This window comes from Pseudoalteromonas sp. SCSIO 43201 (assembly GCF_023716725.1).
In the GTDB taxonomy this organism is placed as follows: domain Bacteria; phylum Pseudomonadota; class Gammaproteobacteria; order Enterobacterales; family Alteromonadaceae; genus Pseudoalteromonas; species Pseudoalteromonas peptidolytica.
In genome coordinates, this window is sequence record NZ_CP072683.1 from 3,647,415 (window position 1) to 3,671,550 (window position 24,136).

Genomic DNA, 24,136 nt, shown 5'->3' on the forward strand with positions numbered 1-24,136 from the left:
AATAATAGATGGCATCGTATTGGTACTCAGTTACCACGTGTTTGCCATCCTCCTAGTAACTAGCGAAAATACAACTTGGATATGCGCTTATTTGTCAAAAGTCGAGTTAAAAAAATGGCGAGCACAGAGTGCCCGCCACGGTTGGGATCAATTTGGTTAACTTATTGAACGGTTAATGTTTTAACTTTAAAGCCCTTAGCCTCTAGTTGCGTTGTCAATGAAGGCGCGTCACCCACTACAATGTAAGTCATATTTGTTGGTGCAAGGTGCTTAGCAGCTAATTGGTTTAGTTCTTTTTTAGTCACCTTTTCGATAATGTTAGCCTGTGTTTCTACAATACTTGAATCAACATTATGTGCGTGCATCATCGCAAAGAAACTTAATTTCGCAGCTGGTGTTTCATATTTCAGTGCATCTCGCTGGGCAATGGCATTTTTTGTAAACTCCACTTCTTTGTCTGTCAGTCCCGATGTACTAACCAATTTTAATTCATGTTGAATTTCGTTTAGTGCATCTGCCACATTTTCAGCATTAATTCCTGAAGAAATCACATAATGTCCTGTGTCTCGATTTCCTGAGAAGGTGCCACGGATACCATAGGTGAAGCCTTTATCTTCTCGCAAGTTTTGCGTAATACGGCTGTTAAAACTATTTGAGAATGCAAAGTTCATAATTTGACTTTTAAAATGCTCACCTGATAAGTCTGCAGCCACAGTATGCGTTGCCACCCTGATCTGCGCCTGAGGTGCATTTTCTTTGTGTACAAGGTAAATCGTATTGCTGTCTAACTGCGCAGGTGTTGCCTCAACCATAGTAAGCTCACCTTTACCCTGCCACTTAGATAGTGCACCTTCCAATGCCGCAATGAGTTTAGGCTGCGCCATATCAGATACTACCGACAATTTACTACCTTGCGGGCGAACTTGCTTGGCGTAATAGGATTTAATATCGGTAAGCTCTAGCTTTGCAAGCTCGTCAACAGTAGGTAACCAAGGTTTACTGTAGTTTCCTTTTGCATACATCACTTCATTTAATGCACTATCCGCTAAAAAGTCAGCACTATCTCGCTCTGTTTTACTGTACTCCATGACAAGGCCTTTCACTCGATCAAAATCTGATTCAGCAAATTTAGGCTGCAATAACTTCTCAGCCAACACCGCTAATGTTTGCGTTAGATTCTTCGTTAAAGTCGACACCTCAATTTCAATATGCTCAGGCTTAGCATCAAGTGATATTTCCGCACCGAGTTTAGCTAACTGCTGAGCGAGTTCTGATTTTGTATGTTGAGTTGTGGCTTCTGTTAGCATTTCCACCGTTAATAATGCAACACCTGGCAATTGCTCTGGGTCATATAAGCGACCTGCTGGAATTTGCAATAGTAAGGTTGTAGTAGGCGTTTCAGCATCTTCTGCACCTAACACTTCAATACCATTCATCGTTTTTGTTTTCCAAAGCTTGGGTAACGTAATCGTTTTTGCAGCACCAGAGGTAGGCTTTATACTGCGGTCAAAAGTATCTACGATAATAGGTAACTCTACCTCAGCTTTTGCCGTTTCAGTGCCTGCTGGTTCGAAAAATGTTGGTGTATAGTTGTCCGGTTGCGCCACTGTCTCCGGCTTACCTTTAGGTACAATGCTGAGCACAGTATGCGGTTTGTTAGCAACATATTGAGCATATACTCGCTTAATATCATCTACTTTCAGCGCTCTGATACTCGCTAGCTGCTGACGCAAGTAGTCAGGACTGCTATGGAAAGTCTCAAATTCGGCAAGCATTGACACTTTACCTTGCACACTTTGCAGTGCTCTAACAATTTCTGCTTCTCGTTTGGTAATAAATAGCTCAATGTCATTTTGAGTCAGGTCATTTTCAATGTAGTCACTCACTAAGGTTTCAATATCTTGGTTTAGCGCCGTCAACGTTTTACCACTTACAGGGTGTGGCAGTGCGATAATAATCATCTGACAAGATAATTCAAAACACTTATGCGTAGAGCTTGCATGGACAGCTTGCTGAGTATCAACTAATTTCTGACGCAGCATTGAACTTTCACCTTGGCCAATAAAATAACCTAGCGCATCTAATGCGGCTTCATCTTGGTGCCCCATATAGGCCGTCGGATAGGTTTTTCTGATCATTGGCAGTGACACATTATCTTCGTACGACACAAAACGAGTTTCACTCAATGTACCTGGCTGTTTTGCAGCGCTGGTCACGGCCTCGCCTCGTGGTATTGAACCAAAGTATTTTTGTACCAATGGCAACACGTCATCGCGACTAATTGCTCCACCAATCGTTAGTGTCGCGTTATTTGGGCCATACCAACGTTTAAAGAAGGCTTTTAAATCGTTGGCATCAGCTCTATTTAGATCCGACATATATCCAATTGGCATCCAAGAATAAGGATGCCCATAGCCATACAGGGCTTGATGCGACTTTTCGGTACCCTGCCCATAAGGCACATTGTCATAACGCATCATGCGTTCATTTTTTACCGCAGCACGCTGAACTTCAAACTTTTCTTGAGTAATACCTTGAGCAAAAAACCCCATACGGTCTGACTCTAACCACAGCATCTTCTCCAACTGATTTACAGGGACGGTTTGGAAGTAGTTAGTTCTATCTAAATTCGTTGTGGCATTTAGCTTTCCACCCGCTTCAGTCACCATTTTAATATGTTCTTCATCTGCCACATGTTTTGAGCCTTGAAACATCATGTGTTCAAATAAATGAGCAAACCCTGACTTACCCAGCTCTTCTCGTGCAGAGCCAACATGATAAGTCACATCTACATGCACTAATGGATCAGAGTGGTCTTCATGTAGAATAACGGTTAGGCCATTTTCTAATTCAAACTTTTCATATGCGATACCAATATCACCGCGTTCAATATGCTTTTGCTCAACAAATTCTGCACCTGCATATTTTTCGCTTTCAGACGATTGAAACTGACTACAGCCATTTAATGTTGCAGCCATAATTACTGCCATTGCTACTTTGTTTAAAAGCATAAGAAAATCCTTACATCAACTTTATTATTTTATCTGTTTAGAGGAGCTCGCAGGCTGTCCCCTGCTGTTGACGACAAGATTAACTATCTCTGCTCGGTGAGTCGCTTATGAAGTTATCATGAATTCATTTTTATTTTATTAGCAATATAATCAATAGTTTAAAATTATTATAGAAATATTCCACACGGGCTTTCGTTATTTCGAGGCTTTTTACAAGCAGTATCTGGGTGTAATGTTAGCGCAAGTGGCTAAGTAGTCTTTAGCAATCAGTGTCGATTAGTAATGCGTGAAGTGTGGGCAGTTACGATAGCTTACTTATACCAATTATCTTTATTAAGTGGTCTATGTTGAAGCGAGCAAATTTTGTCAATAACACCGCTTCGCGTCCCGCTCACACCGAGGTATCTACCTTCAGTAGGCAAGACAAAAATTTGTTTTGTCTAATCGAACAAGCATTAAGGCAAATTGGCATAAACCTGAGCCGAATATATATAAGGCCATAAAAAAGCCTGACTTCAATACAGTATCAAAGTCAGGCTTTTATTAGATTCTTTGTTGTCTACAGCTTCAGCGGTTGCTCCAAAAATGCCAGCACTTTTTGGTAGTACTTCAAGCGATGTTCTGGTTTGTAAAACCCATGACCCTCATCTTCCAGCAAGTAATATTGATGCGGTACTTTCGCTTCTTTTAAAGCATCAATGATAGACTCAGCCTGCTCGATAGGTGCCCGTTGGTCTTCACCACCATGAACAATAAGCACGGGAACTTTTAGCTTATCTGCGTTGTAACTTGGCGAAAACGCCTTTAGCTGTTTTTCATCAGTCCCGAGTACACGCTCTAAATATGCGACCCCTGAGCTGCGCTGAGCTACGTCACCTTCTTCAAACATCAGTGGTAAATCGTATACACCAACAACACCGACTGCGCATTGGAATAAGCCAGGTTCTAATATTGCGCTTTGCAATGCAGAATAACCGCCAAAACTTGCCCCCATAATACAGATCCGTTTGTCGTCTACGATGCCCTTTGCGATTAGATCTTTGGTTCCATCAATGATGTCGTATTGAATTTCTTTACCCCACTTCTGATAACCTAGTCTCTCAAATGCTTCGCCATAACCACCCGAGCCTCTAAAATTCACCTGCAACACTGCGATACCGCGACTTGCCAACATTTGCACTTCAGGATCAAATTGCCAGAAGTCCCTTGGGCCATGAGGGCCACCATGCGGCATAACTATCAGAGGCAAGTTCTTTTTCTCTTTTCCAAGTGGTGTAGTCAGATAACCATTAATGGTCAGTCCGTCACGGCTGGTAAATGCGATGGCTTCCATGTTGGACATTTTTGCAGGTGCTATCCATTGCCTAGCAGATGCCAGATAACGCATCTTATTCTCTTTGCTATTATATAAATAATAATCTCCAGGATTGGTATCGCTACTTGCAAATACCACGACTTGCTCGCCATCTCTGGTACTACTAACAATACGAATTTGATTACCTGGGATCGATGCCACCAATGATTTCAAACGCTGACTCCAGTTAGCATTATCATCAATAAATGCGTACGTCGGATAGCCTGGATCTAGTTCTATCGCAAAAGGAGATTTATCAAGCGGGTCAACCCACACCTTAGTTGGGTCAACTTCTTTATCTTGGAAAATATGTGTTAGCGCTTTACTTTCTAAGTTTAACTGATAAAACGCTTTCGGCTCACCATTTTTAGATGCTGATAGATAAACAGATTTACCCGTTTTATCAAACCCATGCATCCAAAAATCGTCTAACTCATCAGCAAGTTTTAGCTCAACCCAATCTGACTGTTTTGCTGTGCGAGTGTACACTGATGAGTACCCATCATCATCTTGTGTCACGACAGCACGAACTTCGCCATGATGATCTGTTAAGAAACTCCCCATTTTTCTTGGTGAGGCCGTAACTTTGCGTCTAACACCGGTATGAACATTCACTTCATACACTCGTGTTACCGGCTCTTTGGAACCACTCCAGGGGTAAGTCACAATCAACATCTTATCTTCGTCATTAACCAATGGGTCAAGAATATAAGATGTCCCGTAAAGGGGGGTTGCTTTACGCAGTCGCGACCCTGTTTGGCCTTCTCCTTGATACCCAACCAAGTATTTACCACGGCTGCCGTCTGCATTCACGCCAAATAATTCACCATGATATTCTGGGTGATCTTTCCAGCCACGGATGTACTGTTTTTCAAGCACCACTCTATTGTCATTAACCCACTCATATCGACCTATTTGCGCGTTGTCGTCAAACCGAACAGCATGGAGCAGCTTAAATTTATCTAGCTGCAAAAAGCCAAGTGTGTTTTTCCCCTCCCGCTTTGTAATGAAGCTCAGATATTCGCCATTGGGCGATATTTGTACATCAGAAAATTCACTGCCTTTACTAAAGTGTTCAAGTGGGACTACTGATTTTGCGAGCGCCTGTGTCGCGAGTAAACCAACAGCCAGTATCAGAAACTTTTTCATCCTAATTCACTACCTCCATTCAAAATTAAACGGGTACAGTGTAGCAATAGAGTGACCTGAGTAACAAACACTTACAAGCGTTAACCTAGTGAAAAGACCCCACTTTCAACATCACTAGCAGAATACAGCCCGGTATCTAACACCCAACCGGTAATTAAGCTTGCCGGAGTAACATCAAATGCCGGGTTGTATACCTCAGCATTATCCGGCGCCCATTGGCAGTGACCAAAACTGCCACTTACTCCCGTCACCTCTGCTCTTTCTCGTTGTTCAATTGGGATCTGTCCGCCACTTAAGCATCGGCTGTCTACCGTGGTAACTGGTGCCACAACATAAAAAGGGATCTGATGAAAATGTGCTAATACCGCGAGGTTATATGTACCTACTTTATTAGCAACATCACCATTAGCTGCGATGCGATCCGCACCAACGAAAATCTTATCTACTTTACCCGCAGCCATTAAACTCGCCGCCATATTGTCACAAATGAGTGTATATGGAATTTGCCATGCTTGTAACTCAAATGCCGTTAGCCTACCGCCTTGGAGTAAAGGTCTTGTTTCATCAACCCAGACGTGAATATTGCGATGTTGTTTTGCCGCATGGTGTATCACACCCAGCGCTGTTCCAACACCTGCGGTAGCCAATGCCCCAGTATTGCAATGCGTTAAAATATTATCACCAGCATTCACCAAAGTAGCGCCTATCGTTGCCATCCGATCGCACAGTGCTGCATCCTCTTCAAACAGCTGCTCTGCTGTTGTCACCAATTGTGTTTGCCAGTCAGGTTTATCCAGTACGCTACGTAATTTAGCCATTGCGTGCATTAAATTTACTGCTGTTGGGCGCGTTGCCTCTAGTGTATTAATGGCATGGGCGATCGTAACTTTATCTTCACCTTGCTCACTAAGATATGCAACTAATAGACTTGCCGCTAAGCCTATGAGCGGCGCACCACGAACCTTGAGTGTCAGGATCAAATCGCTCATGGTCGCGACATCTCGACACTCATGCCATACCTGCTGGTGTGGCAGTAAATATTGATCTAGTACTTTTACAACCCCGGCTTCAAATTTAAGGCTGCGTGCAATTAAAGTTTTCATAACATTGCGCTCTGTTAACACTACCCGAACATTTTACATCAAGATCTAAAGAAGTATAGACATCTAAACATTTAAAAATATAGAATGCTATAAACAAATATTATCAAGGTTCAAAAACATGTCAGGTTATGTTGCGTTTGATGCTGAAAAAGTGATTGATTATGTCACTCACTTGGGACACTTTTTTGCAGAAGGTGAAACCTTATCTTGCTATGAATTTGGTGATGGTAATTTAAATTTGGTATTTCGCGTCCAAGACACTCAGCGCAATAGCATCATTGTTAAACAAGCCTTACCATATGCTCGCTGTGTAGGAGAAAGCTGGCCATTAACATTGGACAGAGCAAGGATAGAAGCTAGCGTGCTACGACGCCACGGTGAGATTTGCCCAACTACCACTGCCAAAGTCTTACACCACAATTCAGAGTTGGCCGTAACCATATTAGAAGACTTGGGTCAGTTACACATTTTACGTGGTGAGCTAAATCAAGCGCATACTTTCCCACAGCTTAGCCAAGACATCGCAACATACTTGGCGAAAACCAGCTTCTACTTTTCTAGTTTTTACCTTGAACCTAGCGAGAAAAAAGCCTTAGTCACTGAGTTTACCAACCCAGAGTTATGTGCCATTACTGAAGATTTATTTTTTGATGACCCATACCGTGATACCGAGCGGAACCATTTTCCCAGCGCTTTACAAGCCTCAGTCAACACGCTGCGTCATAACAAAGCACTACTTATAGAAATTGCCAAACTCAAAGCACAATTCTTAAACGCCCCAGAAACCTTGCTTCATGGAGATGTTCATACCGGAAGTATCTTTGTAAGTGCTGAGCAAACTAAGCTTATCGATCCAGAATTTGGCTTTTTCGGCCCAATCGGATTTGATTTAGGCTCATTTATTGGCAACCTATTACTGAATTATTGCGCTCAACATGCACGGATTGAAGCACTGCCAAAGCGTCGCAATATGCAGGTATACTTACTGGATTGTATTGCCAGTACCTTGTCTGGCTTTTATGCAACTTGGCTAAAGCTGGCAAAAACGCAAACTCGTGATTTATCATTGCAAGCTGAAGGATATGCTGAGTATTTTCTAACAAAAGTTCTGCAAGATGCGGTTGGGTATTGTGGCTGTGAGTTGATCCGCCGCACTATCGGCCTTGCTCATGTCACAGATATAGATGACATTGAAGACGATACTGCGCGCCTTGAAGTACAAAAGCGAGCGCTACAGCTAGGCGAACAACTGATATTAAACGCCAATAAGTGTCACACCACTGAAGATGTTTATCAATTAATCATTAGCTTTGTGAATTAATCAAAAATCAGGCAGGGTCTAGCGCAAATGGCAGCCCAAAGCGTCTACTTTGGGCTGCTAAACATTTACTGCGCTTGACCCATAGTCGTTTCAATATATTTACCTATTTGCTCTTCTAAAACAAATAACGGAACGGATCCATGACGTAAGATTTGATGGTGAAATTCTCGAATATCGAATTGATCACCCAGTGCTTTTTCCGCCTTTCGGCGTAAACGTTTAATGGTTAGCTCACCTATTTTGTATGACAATGCCTGCCCTGGCCAAGAGATATAACGGTCTGTCTCTGTTTTAACATTATGTAATGATAGTGCCGTGTTGTCTTTCATAAAGTTTATCGCTTTTTCACGACTCCAGCCAAACATGTGCATACCAGTATCAACTACCAAGCGTGCGGCGCGCCACATTTCGTAAGTTAAACGGCCAAAGTCACTGTATGGGTCTTGATAAAAACCGGCTTCAATTCCCAAAAATTCAGCATATAGTCCCCACCCTTCACCAAATGCAGAAATATATTCGTTGCGGCGATATTCAGGAAGATAGTCTAATTCTGCATTTAATGCGATCTGAAGGTGATGCCCCGGCACAGCTTCATGCAGTGTCAGTGCCTCTAGCACATACAAAGGACGCTTATCCAAAGCATAGGTATTTACCCAGTAATAACCCGCATCAGTATCGCTGCGCGCACCTGAGTAACGCCCTGTTGTGTATTTTGGCGCAATACTCGCAGGAACTGGCGCTACGCCATATGGCTTACGCGGCAATGTATGAAAGAGCTTAGGTAACTGAGCATCCATCTTTTTTGCAATATACGCCGCTTCTTTTAATAACGCTTCTGGCGTTTTTGCATAAAATTGCGGATCTGTTCTTAAAAATTGAACAAAATCAGCAAAGCTACCTTTAAAGTCAACCCTGTTGATGATTTTTTCCATTTCAGCACGGATCCGGGCAACTTCTTTTAACCCCAACTCATGTATTTGCTGCGGTGACATATCTGTGGTTGTGTAGTATTTGGCTCGATTGGCATACAAGGCTTCACCATTTGGAGTGGCTGAAATACCTATTGTTGTTCTAGCAGCAGGCCGATATTCTCTAACAAAAAAGTCAAGGTAGTCTTGATAAGCACTTATCACATCTGCTTTGATGATATGCTTTGCGCGTTGCTGTAACGCACTAAATTCAGAGTCAGACAACCCTGCTTGATTGTGTTTAAAAGGCGCATAGAATTCAGATTTAGTCACTTCATCTACGATATATGCTTCAATAGAGCTTTCATAGCCTTCTAGCACCGCCTTTGGTTGTGTCAGACCAATTGCCATGCCCTGTTTCATCCAATGGATATTTTGCTGAAAATAGCGAGGAACTTGCTGCAAACGAGCAAGATATAGCTCATAACCGGAACGTTTTTTAACATTATGATTTGAAATCATAAAAGACAGCCCAGAATGGAAACCATATTCAGAAGTTAGTGGCATATAGTGACTGTTAAAATGATATTCATCGACACTATTTTGTATTTGATTACGCAATATGGTGATGTTTATCTGGTTTTCTTCACTGAGTTGCGTTTTATCAATATCATCTAATTGAGCGAGAAAATCGAGTCGTTGTTGATACTGTGTACTAAGCTGTTGCGCGCTTAAGTTTGGCAGCAAAAACTCAGCGTTGACGTCACCACGTCCATAGGCGTTGTTATCACTTCTAAACTTCATCACATCGCCTGCTAACTGAGTAAAATCAGCATTCTTATCAATACCTGTAATGGCACAACCAGACAAAGTAACAGACAGACATATGGCAATGCTTGAACGCTTAGCCCACAGTTTTATTTTTGGTGATAACACGCTAACTTCCTCGATACTTGTTATGTCTCAATACTTGCACTTTCGCTGCTAAAAAACTGCTGTTTTGAGTATTTGTTATGGTAGAACGAACTTATGAGCGTTCAAATTAGGAGAGTCAGGCCACAGATGCAACTTAATTCGACAAAACCACGAAGAACTAAGATCGGATACAAATCACTCAACCTAATAAAAATTGCTGATAAAATCAGCAAATCAACAAAAAAATGTAAATTTTCTATTTCGTAGACAAACTTTTTGCTTTTCAATTCGAACGATACAGATTAATGTAGCTCTAGTGCAATTAGGACAAGAGTGATACCGATGGAGTTGGTGGTTGTTCATTAACGTTTGATAATAAATTGTTGTGGTAAATGAAATGATGTTCCATGATCCCATGGCTGTTGCCCAAGAAAAAATGACACAGGTGTGCCTATTTTTAGAGCAGCATCATTTGCCGCCTACTCCTCTGAATTATCAGGTTGCATATACTTATATCAGTGCTACCAATAAGCCTCTTAATGAAACCCTAGCTAAAACCATCAAAAGCAATACTAAGATTGACTGTGTACTAATCGAGCAACTTTACTATCAATTTTTAGACCCTGGCCAAAAAGTGCAGTCTGAATTACTTGAAGGCGTAGATTCATTAGTTACTGAGCTCCATGAAAATACCGAGAGCTCACAGAAGCATATTATTCGCTTTGCACAGCAGGTGAGCCAATGTATTCATAATTTAGATGAACACAACATTCAAAAAAGTAAGCGTGCACTTTCTACACTTACTAAGCAAACCGAGCTATTGCTAAAACAACACAAGCTCTTTAAACAAGCGTTAATAAAAGCGCGCCAAGATTACGAACGAAACCAACAATTACTTTTAGACTTGCGCAAACACCACCTATTAGACCCACAAACAGGGCTATATAAACGCCATTATCTTCATCAAAAAGTGGCGCTGTGGCAATCACAGCAAAAGTCTGTGTGCGCGTTATCAATACAAGTTGATAATCTTGATGCGTTTTCTACTCGTTTTGGCGATGTAGTCAGCGAAGTTGTGCTTAATCGGGTTGCGAATAATATTAAGCGTTATGTGGTAGAAAGCGGCCTACCGGGGCGCACTGGAAAAAAAGAATTTACTATCATTCTCGCTGATGTTGACTTAGACACAGCCAGTGTAATCGCGGAAAAAGTACGCAAAGGCGTGGAGCGCCTAAAGTTTGTCAGCACCAAAGGCAAAATGCCACTGCCTAACCTCTCTTTGGCACTGGGAATTGCACAACTTGCACCTGAACATGACTTCAATATCTTGGCTAAACGTGCCAGTTTTGCCGCGCAAAAAGCTCAATCTCTAGGTCAGCACTGTTATATAAGCCACTAATACGACGCAAAGCGTGGATAGCAATGCCAAACTCTCGGTTTTTCCGTGATTTTAAAATACTTCCGTATTGAAGCTACAAACCTAGCAAACTCAACACAGGGAGCGCTAATCCTAGTTGCTAGCAAAACATTAATTATCCAAAGCCCAGGTCAAAGTACACTTATCTTTGTTTTTGTGAACATTATCAGCCTGACAAGGTAGATAAGAAATTGCACCTACAGCTACCTATCAAGTACACTAATGACACAGTTACCGTGTATTGATGGAATCCGCATGAAAGAATCACAAGACAACACCACCCACTTTGGATATAAAACAGTAGAAGCAGACAAAAAAGCTTCTATGGTTGCAGACGTGTTTCATTCTGTCGCAGCAAAATATGACATCATGAACGACCTGATGTCTTTTGGTATTCATCGCTTGTGGAAACGTCAAACCATCGCTTGTTCAGGTGTTCGGGCTGGCCACAAAGTCCTAGACTTAGCTGGCGGAACAGGCGACTTAACTGCCAAGTTTAGTGAGTTAGTTGGTGACAAGGGGCAAGTCATCTTAGGTGACATCAATGACTCGATGCTGAAAGTTGGCCGTGAAAAGCTGCGCGATCTCGGGTTGGTCAGTAACATAGAATACGTGCAAATGAATGCCGAAATGCTTCCTTTTGACGACAACACCTTTGATGTCATCACCATCGCATTTGGCTTACGTAATGTCACTGATAAAGATAAAGCGCTACGCTCTATGTATCGCATACTCAAACCAGGTGGCCGCTTACTGGTATTAGAGTTTTCCAAAACCGATAACGAAGCGCTGGCAAAACTCTATGATATGTACTCATTCACTCTACTGCCTGCGATGGGTAAGTTAGTAGCAAATGACAGCGAATCATATCGCTACCTTGCAGAGTCTATCCGTATGCACCCAGATCAAGACACGTTAAAGGCTATGATGGATGACGCTGGGTTTGAACAAACTGATTATCAAAACATGACCGGCGGTATTGTCGCACTTCATCGTGGTTTTAAATTTTAGGAGTCTCCGTGCTTGCATCGCTACTTGGCGCCGTAATTGAAGCGGCGCTAAATAAAGCCCTAACACTCTCATCTGAGTTGCAAGGTGCATTAAGTAAAGGACGTCACAAAATACTGAGTGTTGAGGTTCGCGATTTGCATCTGCATTTAGCTATCACCAATACCGGTGAGCACATTCATGTATTATGCCCTTTTGATGGCAACGCTGATTGCACCATTAGCGCAGACTGCGCTACGCTGCTTGAACTCACAGATCCAAGTAAGCTAACCGCACTAATACGTCAAGATAAACTCGATCTAGATGGCGATCTCGCTTTAGCACAATTGTATAGTAACGCTCTTGCGGCTCTGGATATTGATTGGGCGGAGCACCTTGCTCAGTATCTTGGTGATGCCCCCGCACAAATCATTGTGGATAGTATAAACACTATCCGCAAGCGAGCTCAGCAAGATGCACAAGTTGCTAAAGTGACGCTCAGTGAGCTGCTTCAGGATGAGCTCAAGGTATCTCCTCATCCACTCGAATTTGAACAGTTTAAGCAGCAAGTGCGTTCCGTGAATAGCCAGTTAGAGAGCGTCGCACAACGTATCAATACTTTACTTCAAAACTCCAAAGGAAATTAGCTTGTCTCTCCTTCGCTTGCATCAGATCACAAAAACGTTTTTAGATTATGGCCTAGACGAATTAATTCCTGCACACAAACAGCCTTGGTACGGCAAAGCTGCGCGAGCTAGCTTATTCTGGATGCGTAACAAGCACAAAGACAAACCTATTGGGACACGCCTTCGCCTTGCCTTACAGACACTTGGGCCGGTGTGGATCAAGTTTGGTCAAATGCTGTCAACTCGCCGCGACTTATTGCCGCCTGAAATAGCCCAAGAGCTGGCATTCCTTCAAGACCAAGTACAGCCTTTTGATCCGAAGCTTGCACAACAGCTAATTGAAGACGCTTTGGAGATCAGCGATATACACGAGCACTTTGTAGAGTTCGAAGCACAACCTCTCGCTTCTGCATCAATTGCACAAGTGCATGCAGCCAAGCTACATCACCAAGATGACGTCAAAGATGTCGTGATTAAGGTTATTCGTCCCGACATTGAGAAACAGATTCACGCTGATTTATCCCTGATGGAGCGCTTTGCCAAAGTGGTCGTCAATTTACTTAGTGAAGGAAAGCGACTTCGCCCAGTAGAGGTGGTACGAGAATATAAAAAAACCTTATTGGACGAGTTAGACTTAATGCGTGAGGGCGCCAACGCCATTCAGCTTAGACGTAACTTCGAAGATTCTGATTCTTTATACATTCCAGAAGTTTACAGCGATTACTCAAGACAAAATATCCTCGTAATGGAACGTATCTATGGCATTGCGGTTTCAGATACCGAAGCGCTTCTTGCCCAAGGTACAAACATGAAGCTGCTCGCAGAGCGTGGTGTCGAGGTCTTTTTCACTCAAGTATTCCGAGACAGTTTTTTTCACGCAGACATGCACCCTGGGAACATATTTGTCTCTCGCGAAAACCCACACAATCCAAAATATATTGGCATTGATTGCGGGATTGTTGGTACGTTAAATCGTGAAGATAAGCGTTATTTAGCCGAAAACTTTATCGCTTTTTTTAACCGTGATTACCGCCAAGTTGCACAGCTCCATGTAGATTCAGGCTGGGTACCCGCAGACACCTGTGTGGAAGAGTTTGAATTTGCCATTCGCACTGTTTGCGAGCCTATCTTTAATAAGCCACTTGCGGAGATCTCCTTTGGTCATGTACTGGTGAACTTATTTAATACTGCTAGACGCTTTAATATGGAAGTACAACCACAGCTAGTATTACTACAAAAAACGTTGCTTTACGTCGAAGGCCTTGGACGTCAACTTTACCCCCAGCTTGACTTATGGAAGACTGCTAAACCCTTCTTAGAAAACTGGGTTCAGGAACAGGTTGGTCCATTAGCAGTAGCGAAGAAACTCTACGCCAATCTGCCGTTTTGGGCAGAAAAAATGCCAGAACTACCTGATTTAATTTATCAAAGTCTCAAGCGCAGGCCACCTCAAGTTGTCACAAAAACAGCTGATACTGCAACTAAACCGCTATTATTAGGTTTAGTGGCAAGTAGCCTAACAGTGGTATCAGGACTGAGTTATATATCCGATAAGTATTTAGCAAGTGCTATTGTGGCAATAATCGCCTTGTTAGTATTTGTTACCGCTTGGCGTAAAACAGGGTGATTTTTTGCTCGCTAGGCGTATAATCATTATTCTTAAGCTGTAAGTATCAATGGAGTTAGTATGGGATTCGGTGGGATTAGTATTTGGCAATTACTTATTATTTTAGCCATCATTGTTTTGTTATTTGGAACTAAAAAGCTGCGTGGTATCGGCAGTGATTTAGGCGGCGCAATAAAGGGGTTTAAAAAGGCCGTCTCTGATGAAGATTCAGCGACAGAGTCTAAGCCAGAGGCTGAACCCGAAAAACTAAATAACACAACAACTCAACAAGCACAGCCTGCCTCAGAGAAAGAAAAGAATAAGGTGTAATTGAAATGGGTATGTGGGAGTTAGTGGTTGTACTTATCGTTGGTCTGATAGTACTTGGCCCTGAACGTCTTCCTGTCGCAATCCGCACTGTAGCTAGGTGGATCAAAACTGTGAAATCTTTCACCAACTCAGTAAAAGCTGAGGTGAGCGAAGAGCTTAGAGTGCACGAGCTACATAATAATTTAAAAAAAGCGGAACAAATGGGAATGCAAGACTTAGCCCCCGAGCTCAAACAGTCCGTTCAAGAGTTACGAGATGCTGCTGAATCAGTTAAGCACTCTTTTAAGCCAACTGACAACAACAATAAAAACTAATTCAATCTTACTATTGAGTAGTTGAGTCATTGCAAAGCTTGGGCTACCGCGGCCCAAGTTTCGTCCATCAGCTAGTCTAATTTGCATTTTACTTCTTACGAGTCAAGCTACATGACAGAATCAGCCCAAAGTGGATTTATCGCCCATTTAGTTGAGCTACGAAACCGCTTAATGAAAGCGCTAATGAGCGTTTTTATTATTTTTGTCGCATTGGTGTACTTTGCCAATGACATTTATGCCTTTGTTGCAGCTCCACTGGTGGAGAGTTTACCAAGCAACACCACCATGATTGCCACCGATGTAACTGCACCTTTCTTTGCGCCATTCAAGCTAACATTATTTGTTTCTTTATTTGCTGCAGTGCCATTTATTTTGCACCAAATATGGGGGTTTATTGCACCGGGCTTGTACCAGCACGAAAAGCGTATGCTGATCCCTATTTTGCTATCTAGCGTGCTACTTTTTTATGGTGGTATCGCATTTTGCTACTTCGTCGTTATGCCTATCATTCTAGGCTTTTTTACTAGCGTAGGCCCTGAAATGATGACGCTATCACCGGATATTAGCAGCTATTTGGGGTTTATTCTTAAGCTATTTTTTGCTTTTGGGATCGCCTTTGAAATTCCAGTAGCCATAATGCTTATTTGCTGGAGTGGTATGACAACAACCACGAGCCTAAAAGCAAAGCGACCCTATGTGGTCGTGGGCGCCTTCGTTATCGCCATGTTTTTAACCCCCCCAGATGTTCTATCTCAAACTTTGTTAGCATTACCCATGTTACTATTGTTTGAGGTCGGATTGATTTTAGCTAGATTTTACAGCACCAAACCACAACAACAGGAGTCAGAAGAATGAAAAAAACCATGATGCTGTTTGCAATGGGATTTTCTTCATTGTGTGCCGCTGAAACAATAAATACTCAAGCACTAAAAGCGTGTACCTTAATTGAAAATGATTTCAACCGCCTGATGTGTTACGACAACGTGATCGCGAATAAGCCCATTAGCAAGCCACAAGTTGCTAAAACATCGGCGCAGCCTACTGTGCAAGAGCAAGTTGAGTCTCTGGCTAATACAGCACCTACACCACAATCAGTAGAGGAAGGTTTTGGCTTAGAGCGCCGCGTCAAAGCCGCCAGCGAGGACATTGAAGAGATCACAGCCAAAGTCACTGAAATTACCGAAAAAGCGAGAAATAGAATGGTATTCACATTAGACAATGGCCAAGTGTGGAAACAAGTAAAATCAGAAACTTTCTTTGTCGATGCTGGTGACACAGTAATCATTGAGCGCGCATCTTTTGGTTCTTTCTTAATGAAAAAAGCGGGGCTTAATCGCACTACGCGCGTCAAACGAGTTAATTAATGAGCACCATGATTGATGCTGGAGTTAATTTAACCAGCTCACAATTTTCGGCCGATCTACCGTCCGTGATCGCCAGAGCTAAAAGTGCTGGGGTAAGTTCTATGCTGGCTATTGGTTGCGACCTGCAAAGTAGTAAAGAAAGTATAGAACTTGCCGAAAAACACCAATTGTTTTGTTCGGTGGGCGTACACCCTCATGATGCCAAAAATGCACCAGATAGCCTCTACGATGATCTGAGTGCGTTATTGACCAGTAGTAATCATGTTGTGGCCGTTGGTGAGTGTGGTCTTGATTTTAATCGCGACTTTTCACCCAGACCAATCCAGCAGTCAGTATGCTTAACACAACTGCACCTTGCACAGGCGGCCAACTTTCCCGTTTATCTGCATGAAAGAGAGGCCCACTCAGCGTTGATGCCATTGCTCAACGAAGTTAAGGTTGAAGGTGTACTACACTGTTTTACCGGTGATAAAACCGCGCTGAAAAACTATCTAGATTATGGACTAATGATTGGTATTACAGGCTGGATCTGTGATGAAAGAAGAGGCCAAGACCTGCAACAGTTACTACAATATATTCCTCTAGATCGGCTATTGATAGAAACGGATGCTCCCTATTTACTTCCGAGAACCATTACACCAAAGCCCAAGTCGCGGCGTAATGAGCCGATGTTTCTATCCTATGTGGCTGACCAAATCGCACATCTTAAACAGTGTTCAGCGCAAACCATCATGCAGGCCACGACTCAAAACTTTAAACAACTGTTTGTGAGGTAAAACCATTGCTACGCCTGATGCTGTCTTTACTCTTATTGTTATCAAGTTTTATTGCGTGCTCTGCGGTGACGATATCTGAATCGTTTGATGCCGCACATCGAGTCAAACTAGATTATACGCTGAGTAAATACGCATCATTAAATGAGCTGCTCTCAGAGCCAGTAGAGTGGCACCGAAGCGCCCGCCTGCCAACAGGACTTAGACCTAATAAAAAGTACCTTTGGCTTAAGATAGAGCTGCATAATGCAAGCAGCGCTGTGAAGCCAATACTGGTGAGCATTAACAATAATCTATTAGATGCTGTAACCGCTTATCACGTCAGGCCAAACCACCCTATTTTAACTGTAGACAGTGGCGATGCGCTGCCCTTAATAAAGCGCCCCTTAAAATACGAGGCATTGATTGTACCACTAGAATTACAGCCGCAAACACAGAGTCAATTATATCTACAGCTCAGTGATGAAGGGGTGATAAATGCGCCAATCACAATTTGGGAGCCCAACGCGTATCTCAAACACAAAAGTAAATTTAATTTAATTTTTGGTATTCTAGCAGGGTTCATCCTAGCACTAGCATTAACCAATGTTACTTTGTATAACGTGACCAGAAAGCGTTACTTCTTATACGCCACTGTATTTACTTCGCTGGTATGGCTGCTTAATGCCCACCTTTATGGGTTTGGATATCGATATTTTTATTCTTCTTGGCAATGGTTCCAACAATACGGTCAAGGCATAATGACTCTGTCACTAAGCCTATTACTATTACCTCAACTGCATTTCTGTTCGGGAAAACAGCTGCTATCTCATCCAACGCTTTCAGATAGCTGGGTGAAGCTTGTGGTTGTATTGTTGTTTATCGGCATAATTACGCTACCTGTTTCATTTTCAATTCTGCTGGCGTTGAGTGTCAGCTTAATAATCACAATCCTACTTACTTATAGTGTTGCGCGCCTTACTCATCCACGCAGAAATGCGCTACTTGCAGTGCTCTTGTGCCACTTTATTTTGGTTAGCTACCCACTCACGGTGGAAGTTGGCATTCAGTCAGGCAGTTTCTTACATCATGTTGGCTATTTCGGTATTTTTACCCTTGAAACAACACTACTTTGCTACCTTGTGGTTCATCTATACATTCATCAAAGAGATGAAAAACTCGCCAGCCAGCAGCGCCGCCTCGCACACACGCAAGCTGAAGATGCACTACTAAAAGAAAAACTAAAACTACAAGAGCAAGCACAATATGATTTGGAGTCCAGTATTGAATCACGCACTTTTGAGCTTCAGGTCACGTTACGCGAACTCGAAGATAAAAATCGCGAACTTGAGCGTATGAACATGGAAGATCCCTTAACTAAAGTAAAAAATCGCGGCTATTTTGATAAGCGCCTTCAAATGGAAGCGCGCCGTTCTAGACGAGAACAAACAGTACTGAGTCTGATCATTTTTGATATAGACCACTTTAAAAAAATTAACGACCAATATGGTCATTTAGCAGGTGATCAAGCCATTTGCGAATTCGCTAACTTGATTAAATCACATTTACGCCGACCACATGATGAAGTATTCCGTTATGGTGGAGAAGAGTTTATTTTGCTCCTACCCAACACATCAGAAGCGGGTGCCTGCGAAGTTGCAGAACGTGTAAGAATGGCAACCGCTGAGCTTGTTATTGAAATTGGTGAGCATCAGCTAACAATGACAACAAGTGCTGGTGTTTATAGTGCTATTGTTTCAGATCCACATAACCCACAACTTTATACTGATAATGCGGACAAAGCCTTATATCAAGCTAAACAGCAAGGCCGAAATCGTGTTATTACTTTTCAAACCAATCAGGAGAATTAACGTGGCTCAATCAGGACTTGATCTTTTCCCCCTTACTCGCATGCGCAGAATGCGTCGCGATGACTTTTCAAGACGTCTAATGAGCGAAAACACGCTGACAGTCAATGACTTGATTTATCCAGTTTTCGTATTGGATGGAGAATCAAAGCGCGAAGCTATTCCCTCTATGCCAGGTATCGAACGTTTATCAATTGACTTACTTGTTGAAGAAGCTAAACAACTCGTGGCGCTTGGTGTACCTGCCATTGCACTATTTCCTGTGACGCCAGCTGAACATAAATCTCTGCTTGCAGAGGAAGCTTATAACCCTGAAGGGATAGCGCAACGGGCAGTAAGAGCTATAAAGGCTGAATGTCCAGAGCTTGGTGTGATTACCGATGTTGCACTAGATCCGTTCACCGTCCACGGTCAAGATGGCATTTTAGATGACGATGGCTATGTAATGAACGAGGAGACCATTGAAGTACTGGTCAAACAGGCCTTATCCCATGCTGAAGCCGGCGCAGATGTGGTTGCCCCCTCCGATATGATGGATGGCCGAATTGGTGCTGTAAGAGAGGCGCTTGAGGAATGTGGTTTTATCCATACGCGTATTATGGCTTATTCAGCTAAATATGCTTCAAGTTATTACGGCCCCTTCCGCGATGCGATTGGATCAGCTGGTAATCTTAAAGGTGCCGACAAGAAAACCTATCAAATGGATCCTGCAAATTCAGACGAAGCACTCAGGGAGGTTGCCCTTGACCTACAAGAAGGTGCGGACATGGTTATGGTCAAACCAGGCATGCCATATCTTGATGTTGTTAGACGCGTAAAAGATGAGTTTGGAGTACCTACATTTGCTTACCAAGTCAGTGGCGAATATGCAATGCACAAAGCTGCAATTGATAACGGCTGGCTGGCAGAAAAACCAGTGGTGCTTGAGTCCCTTTTAGCATTTAAACGTGCAGGCGCAGATGGCATTTTAACTTACTTCGCAAAGCAAGCAGCTATTTGGTTAAACGAAAAATAATCTGCAATAAATAGGTGAGCACGTATCCCAACTAGCTTGGATAAGTGCTCATTTTGAACTTTGGAGTTTTATCAAGCATATCGCTGCCGCCAAAGTACCTATGTCCATATAGATAAGGCAAAGATTTGGTTACTTAGCTAACCTGAACTTCGGATAATGAATGCCGTTCTGAGTAGCCAATTGTAGCACCTGATTTACTCTCTAGATGAGCAAGAATTACGCTGAAGTGGTGTTACCTAGCGTAATTTTATATGTTGAGAATAGCAACACTCTTTGTAGATTATCAGTGTAATATTGTATCTGCTTTATTCAGCTCTTCGCGGGTCATCTTCCAGCTTAAAAAGCGTTTAACAGTACCGTTATCTAGGTAAACTTCAGGGATGCTCAACACTCCAAAAGAGCGTAATTTAATAGACTTGATATGCTCAGCATGGATATAGTGTGTTTTACCAAAGCAGCTATAACTAACACCTACTTTGTCAATATGTAAAAAGCGCTTTCCCGTTAGTGAGAAGGCAAGTGTTGTTAGCACAGACAGTAATAGTAACATGGTAACAATTTGAAGCATTGATGCAGGAATGCTAAATGTTGAAAAGACTACGTGACCTAGCCATATCAGTGATAATGAAATTACGTAAAAAAGCCAGTTAATTTCCAAATCTATGGTTCTCATTGAGTATCTCCTTTATTTACCCAACCAAACATTCCCACAGACAATGTCAATGCCATTATGGGGCTATGTTTATTCGACAAACCGTAATGATAAAGTGGCAATGTTCCTAAAGCAAGAACTTTAGAATTAATAAAATATGAATTAAAAGTGACGAGTTGTAGAGGGAATATTCCTAGTTTAACCTATTGAATTTAATAAATAAAAAAGGCCGCAGAAGGCGGCCTTTTCTGACAGAATAAGTAATTTATTACTTAGCTGCTTTTTTCTCTTTCTCAGCTGCGATTACCGCTTCAGCAACATTTGCTGGACACGGAGCGTAGTGTGAGAATTCCATAGAGAACTGACCACGACCAGACGTGATAGTACGTAGGTGACCGATATATCCGAACATTTCAGATAGTGGTACTTCACCCTTGATACGAACGCCCATTGCGCCAGCTTCTTGGTCTTTGATCATACCGCGACGACGGTTAAGGTCACCAATTACGTCACCTACGTTGTCTTCTGGCGTGAATACATCAACTTTCATGATTGGCTCAAGAAGTTGTGCACCCGCTTTAGGGATAGACTGACGGAATGCGCCTTTAGCAGCGATTTCGAATGCGATAGCTGATGAGTCAACTGCGTGGAAACCACCGTCGAATAGCTCGACTTCAACGTCTAGTACTGGGAAGCCAGCTAGAACACCTTCTTCCATCATTGACTTGAAGCCTTTTTCAACTGCTGGCCAGAATTCCTTAGGAACGTTACCACCAACAACTGAAGAAGAGAACGTGAAGCCTGAACCAACTTCACCTGGCTTGATACGGTAGTCGATTTTACCAAACTGACCAGAACCACCTGACTGCTTCTTGTGCGTGTAGCTATCTTCAACTTCTTGTGTGATAGTTTCACGGTAAGCAACCTGAGGCTGACCAACAATTAGCTCAACGCCGTAAGTACGCTTAAGGATGTCTACCTTGATGTCTAGGTGAAGCTCACCCATGCCTTTAAGGATAGTTTCACCTGAATCTTCGTCAGTCTCAACTTGGAATGACGGATCTTCTGCAACCATCTTACCGATAGCGATACCCATCTTCTCGTTACCACCTTTATCTTTAGGTGCAACAGCGATAGAGATTACTGGATCAGGGAAGATCATCGCTTCTAGAGTACATTCGTGCTTAGGATCACATAGCGTGTGACCAGTTTGAACGTTCTTCATACCTACAACAGCGATGATGTCACCCGCTTGTGCTTCAGTAAGTTCGTTACGCTCGTCTGCTTGCATCTCAACCATACGGCCGATACGCTCTGTTTTACCAGTTGCAGAGTTAAGGATCGTGTCACCTTTCTTCATGCGACCAGCGTAGATACGGATGAACGTAAGTGCACCGAAACGGTCGTCCATGATTTTGAACGCAAGCGCTTTAAGTGGCTCTTCTGCGTCAACTGTCGCAACGTCACCAGTAGGCTCACCTGTTTCAGGATCAGTTAGAGGCTGTGGATCAACTTCAGTTGGAGAAGGTAGGTAATCAACAACTGCGTCTAGTACTAGCTGCATACCTTTGTTCTTAAACGCAGAACCACAGTATGTAGGGAAGAATGCAAGATCGCGAGTACCTTTACGGATACATGCTTTGATTTGCTCAAGAGAAGGCATTTCACCTTCCATGTACGCTTCCATTAGGTCGTCATCTTGCTCAACAGCAGACTCAACTAGCATCTCATGGTACTCTTCAACTTTGTCTACCATGTCTGCTGGAACGTCTTGTACTTCGTAGTTCTCAGGAAGACCAGTTTCATCCCAAACGTATGCTTTCTTCTCAAGTACATCAACAACACCAGTAAATTGGTCTTCAATACCAATTGGTAGCGTCATTACTAGAGGGTTAGCGCCAAGTACTTTTTCAACCTGACCAACTACACGGTAAAAGTCTGCACCCATACGGTCTAGTTTGTTTACGAAGATTACACGTGCAACTTCTGATTCGTTCGCATAACGCCAGTTAGTTTCTGATTGCGGCTCAACACCACCAGAACCACAGAATACACCGATACCACCGTCAAGTACTTTAAGTGAACGGTATACTTCTACTGTGAAGTCAACGTGTCCAGGAGTATCGATAACGTTTAAACGGTGGCCTTTCCACTCACATGTTACCGCTGCTGATTGGATAGTAATACCACGCTCAGCTTCCTGCTCCATGAAGTCGGTAGTAGACTCACCGTCGTGTACTTCACCAGTTTTGTGGATTTTACCAGTAAGCTTTAGAATACGCTCAGTGGTGGTAGTTTTACCCGCATCAACGTGCGCGAAAATACCAATGTTTCTGTATTTCGATAAATCTGCCATTGTTTTACTCTATTTAAAGTAGAAAAATTATTCGGCGGGAGTATATCACCTCTTGTAGCGAACATCATCCTTGAAGTCGTTTAAAATGCAATCAATTCGCGAAAAAGTTTCTAATGCGAAATTTTCGAGGATGATTTACCTGTACTCACTTCTTAGAGCAGCATTTTTGGCGATGACATGACATATTGACACCTATGTTTTACATCGCTTAGCTTGAGGATCAGAGAAAGAATAAGCTAGTTTATACCAATTAGGCTTAATCCTTGCTCAATGTGAAGGCGTAAATCTGACGCTAACTGCGTTGATTTAGAACAGCTAAATAGCAAAATTTTTGCCTTGCCTAAATGGATGTAGGTACCTTAGCGGTAGCGGAGTTATCGACAAGATTTTCTTGCCTCAAAATAAACCACTTAATTAAGAAAATTGGTATTATCGTTTTATCAATTATTGCCTTATTAAACCAGAATGCTTTGAAAGTAGCTCAACTCTCATATCCGGCTAATTTGTATCCGATAGGTTACGTGAATTTACACATAAACTTATTGGCTGTTGGAAGTGATTCCGACGCTGTTAGCACGAAACACTAAAAAGACATTGGTTATTCAAAGCCTAAGTTAACTTGCCAGTCTGAAAATATAACCACTCTCCACTTTATATCCGCACGCTAATGACAACTAATAATAGCCATAAAAGAATGCAGGAGTTGAACAGAAATACAACGATATCTAGCAGCATGTGGTTTGTTTTTGAGTCTCGTATAGGAGAGCAAAAGTAAACATCAGGAAAAAAGAACAACCAAATCGGCACAATAAAAAAACATACACCTCTAAAAGTTTATATTTGATTGATTTACATACACTTAGATCTAAATAAGAATTATTTTCAAAAAGAGTGTTGACAGCAACCTAGATCTAATTGATAATCAATATCAACAAGAAGGGAGTGACGGCTCAACTTGTTAATACACTAGTTTCTTGACCCGAAACATGGCTGGTAACCATAACTACCTAGGATGTTAGCAGGCACTTGCATTGCTCCTCGTATTTAGACGCTAACTCCACTTTTTACTTGCTACATTGCTCATATCG

The 24,136-nt window shown here is 42.4% G+C and carries 18 protein-coding genes; 12 read left to right on the forward strand and 6 right to left on the reverse strand.

Going from position 1 to position 24,136, the window contains the following annotated elements:
* Nucleotides 1-161: 161 nt before the first annotated feature.
* From J8Z24_RS15920 to mtnA, 3 genes are all read right to left on the reverse strand, one after another.
* On the reverse strand, nt 162-3,011 hold the full coding sequence (locus J8Z24_RS15920) for a M16 family metallopeptidase (protein ID WP_252094974.1): 2,850 nt from the start codon (nt 3,009-3,011) through the stop codon (nt 162-164).
* A gap of 559 nt (nt 3,012-3,570) precedes the next feature.
* Nucleotides 3,571-5,514, reverse strand: coding sequence for an alpha/beta hydrolase family protein (locus J8Z24_RS15925; RefSeq protein WP_252094975.1), 1,944 nt, complete (start codon nt 5,512-5,514; stop codon nt 3,571-3,573).
* 80 nt (nt 5,515-5,594) lie between these two features.
* Nucleotides 5,595-6,617, reverse strand: a complete 1,023-nt coding sequence (gene mtnA, locus J8Z24_RS15930) for an S-methyl-5-thioribose-1-phosphate isomerase (RefSeq protein ID WP_176033424.1) — start codon at nt 6,615-6,617, stop codon at nt 5,595-5,597.
* Between the two features lie 118 nt (nt 6,618-6,735).
* On the opposite strand from mtnA, the gene mtnK reads away from it, so the two are divergent.
* Complete coding sequence (gene mtnK / locus J8Z24_RS15935; RefSeq protein ID WP_252094976.1) at nt 6,736-7,938, forward strand: S-methyl-5-thioribose kinase; 1,203 nt, start codon at nt 6,736-6,738, stop codon at nt 7,936-7,938.
* A 65-nt stretch (nt 7,939-8,003) separates the two neighbouring features.
* Here the strand turns inward: mtnK and J8Z24_RS15940 are convergent, their stop codons facing one another.
* Nucleotides 8,004-9,782, reverse strand: coding sequence for a DUF885 domain-containing protein (locus tag J8Z24_RS15940; RefSeq protein ID WP_252094977.1), 1,779 nt, complete (start codon nt 9,780-9,782; stop codon nt 8,004-8,006).
* Nucleotides 9,783-10,158: 376 nt separating this feature from the next.
* On the opposite strand from J8Z24_RS15940, the gene J8Z24_RS15945 reads away from it, so the two are divergent.
* From J8Z24_RS15945 to hemB, 11 genes are all read left to right on the forward strand, one after another.
* Nucleotides 10,159-11,160 (forward strand): GGDEF domain-containing protein, encoded by a 1,002-nt coding sequence (locus tag J8Z24_RS15945; RefSeq protein WP_147388951.1) that lies wholly within the window; start codon nt 10,159-10,161, stop codon nt 11,158-11,160.
* A 273-nt stretch (nt 11,161-11,433) separates the two neighbouring features.
* Nucleotides 11,434-12,189: a bifunctional demethylmenaquinone methyltransferase/2-methoxy-6-polyprenyl-1,4-benzoquinol methylase UbiE gene (ubiE, locus tag J8Z24_RS15950; RefSeq protein WP_125250707.1), complete on the forward strand. Its 756-nt coding sequence runs from the start codon at nt 11,434-11,436 to the stop codon at nt 12,187-12,189.
* 8 nt (nt 12,190-12,197) lie between these two features.
* Complete coding sequence (locus J8Z24_RS15955; RefSeq protein ID WP_252094978.1) at nt 12,198-12,812, forward strand: ubiquinone biosynthesis accessory factor UbiJ; 615 nt, start codon at nt 12,198-12,200, stop codon at nt 12,810-12,812.
* Between the two features lies 1 nt (nt 12,813).
* Complete coding sequence (gene ubiB / locus J8Z24_RS15960; RefSeq protein WP_252094979.1) at nt 12,814-14,418, forward strand: ubiquinone biosynthesis regulatory protein kinase UbiB; 1,605 nt, start codon at nt 12,814-12,816, stop codon at nt 14,416-14,418.
* A 60-nt stretch (nt 14,419-14,478) separates the two neighbouring features.
* Nucleotides 14,479-14,727, forward strand: coding sequence for a Sec-independent protein translocase subunit TatA (gene tatA, locus J8Z24_RS15965; RefSeq protein ID WP_125250710.1), 249 nt, complete (start codon nt 14,479-14,481; stop codon nt 14,725-14,727).
* 5 nt (nt 14,728-14,732) lie between these two features.
* A complete protein-coding gene (gene tatB / locus J8Z24_RS15970; protein WP_125250711.1) occupies nt 14,733-15,041 on the forward strand; it encodes a Sec-independent protein translocase protein TatB in 309 nt (102 codons plus the stop codon).
* A gap of 111 nt (nt 15,042-15,152) precedes the next feature.
* Nucleotides 15,153-15,896 carry a twin-arginine translocase subunit TatC gene (tatC, locus tag J8Z24_RS15975; RefSeq protein ID WP_252094980.1) on the forward strand — a complete coding sequence of 248 codons (744 nt, stop codon included), beginning with the start codon at nt 15,153-15,155 and terminating at the stop codon, nt 15,894-15,896.
* The gene (locus J8Z24_RS15980; protein WP_252094981.1) at nt 15,893-16,405 is read left to right on the forward strand and encodes a hypothetical protein; all 513 of its coding nucleotides are present in this window, start codon (nt 15,893-15,895) and stop codon (nt 16,403-16,405) included. The genes tatC and J8Z24_RS15980 overlap by 4 nt, the downstream gene beginning before the upstream one ends.
* Nucleotides 16,405-17,181, forward strand: a complete 777-nt coding sequence (locus J8Z24_RS15985) for a TatD family hydrolase (protein ID WP_252094982.1) — start codon at nt 16,405-16,407, stop codon at nt 17,179-17,181. The genes J8Z24_RS15980 and J8Z24_RS15985 overlap by 1 nt, the downstream gene beginning before the upstream one ends.
* Before the next feature lie 17 nt (nt 17,182-17,198).
* Nucleotides 17,199-19,028: a sensor domain-containing diguanylate cyclase gene (locus tag J8Z24_RS15990; protein ID WP_252094983.1), complete on the forward strand. Its 1,830-nt coding sequence runs from the start codon at nt 17,199-17,201 to the stop codon at nt 19,026-19,028.
* 1 nt (nt 19,029) lies between these two features.
* Nucleotides 19,030-20,040 carry a porphobilinogen synthase gene (gene hemB, locus J8Z24_RS15995; protein WP_125250716.1) on the forward strand — a complete coding sequence of 337 codons (1,011 nt, stop codon included), beginning with the start codon at nt 19,030-19,032 and terminating at the stop codon, nt 20,038-20,040.
* A 283-nt stretch (nt 20,041-20,323) separates the two neighbouring features.
* On the opposite strand, the gene J8Z24_RS16000 is transcribed toward hemB, so the two are convergent.
* The gene (locus tag J8Z24_RS16000; RefSeq protein ID WP_176033416.1) at nt 20,324-20,713 is read right to left on the reverse strand and encodes a hypothetical protein; all 390 of its coding nucleotides are present in this window, start codon (nt 20,711-20,713) and stop codon (nt 20,324-20,326) included.
* Nucleotides 20,714-20,960: 247 nt separating this feature from the next.
* On the reverse strand, nt 20,961-23,048 hold the full coding sequence (gene fusA / locus J8Z24_RS16005; protein ID WP_176033415.1) for an elongation factor G: 2,088 nt from the start codon (nt 23,046-23,048) through the stop codon (nt 20,961-20,963).
* Between the last annotated feature and the right edge of the window lie 1,088 nt (nt 23,049-24,136).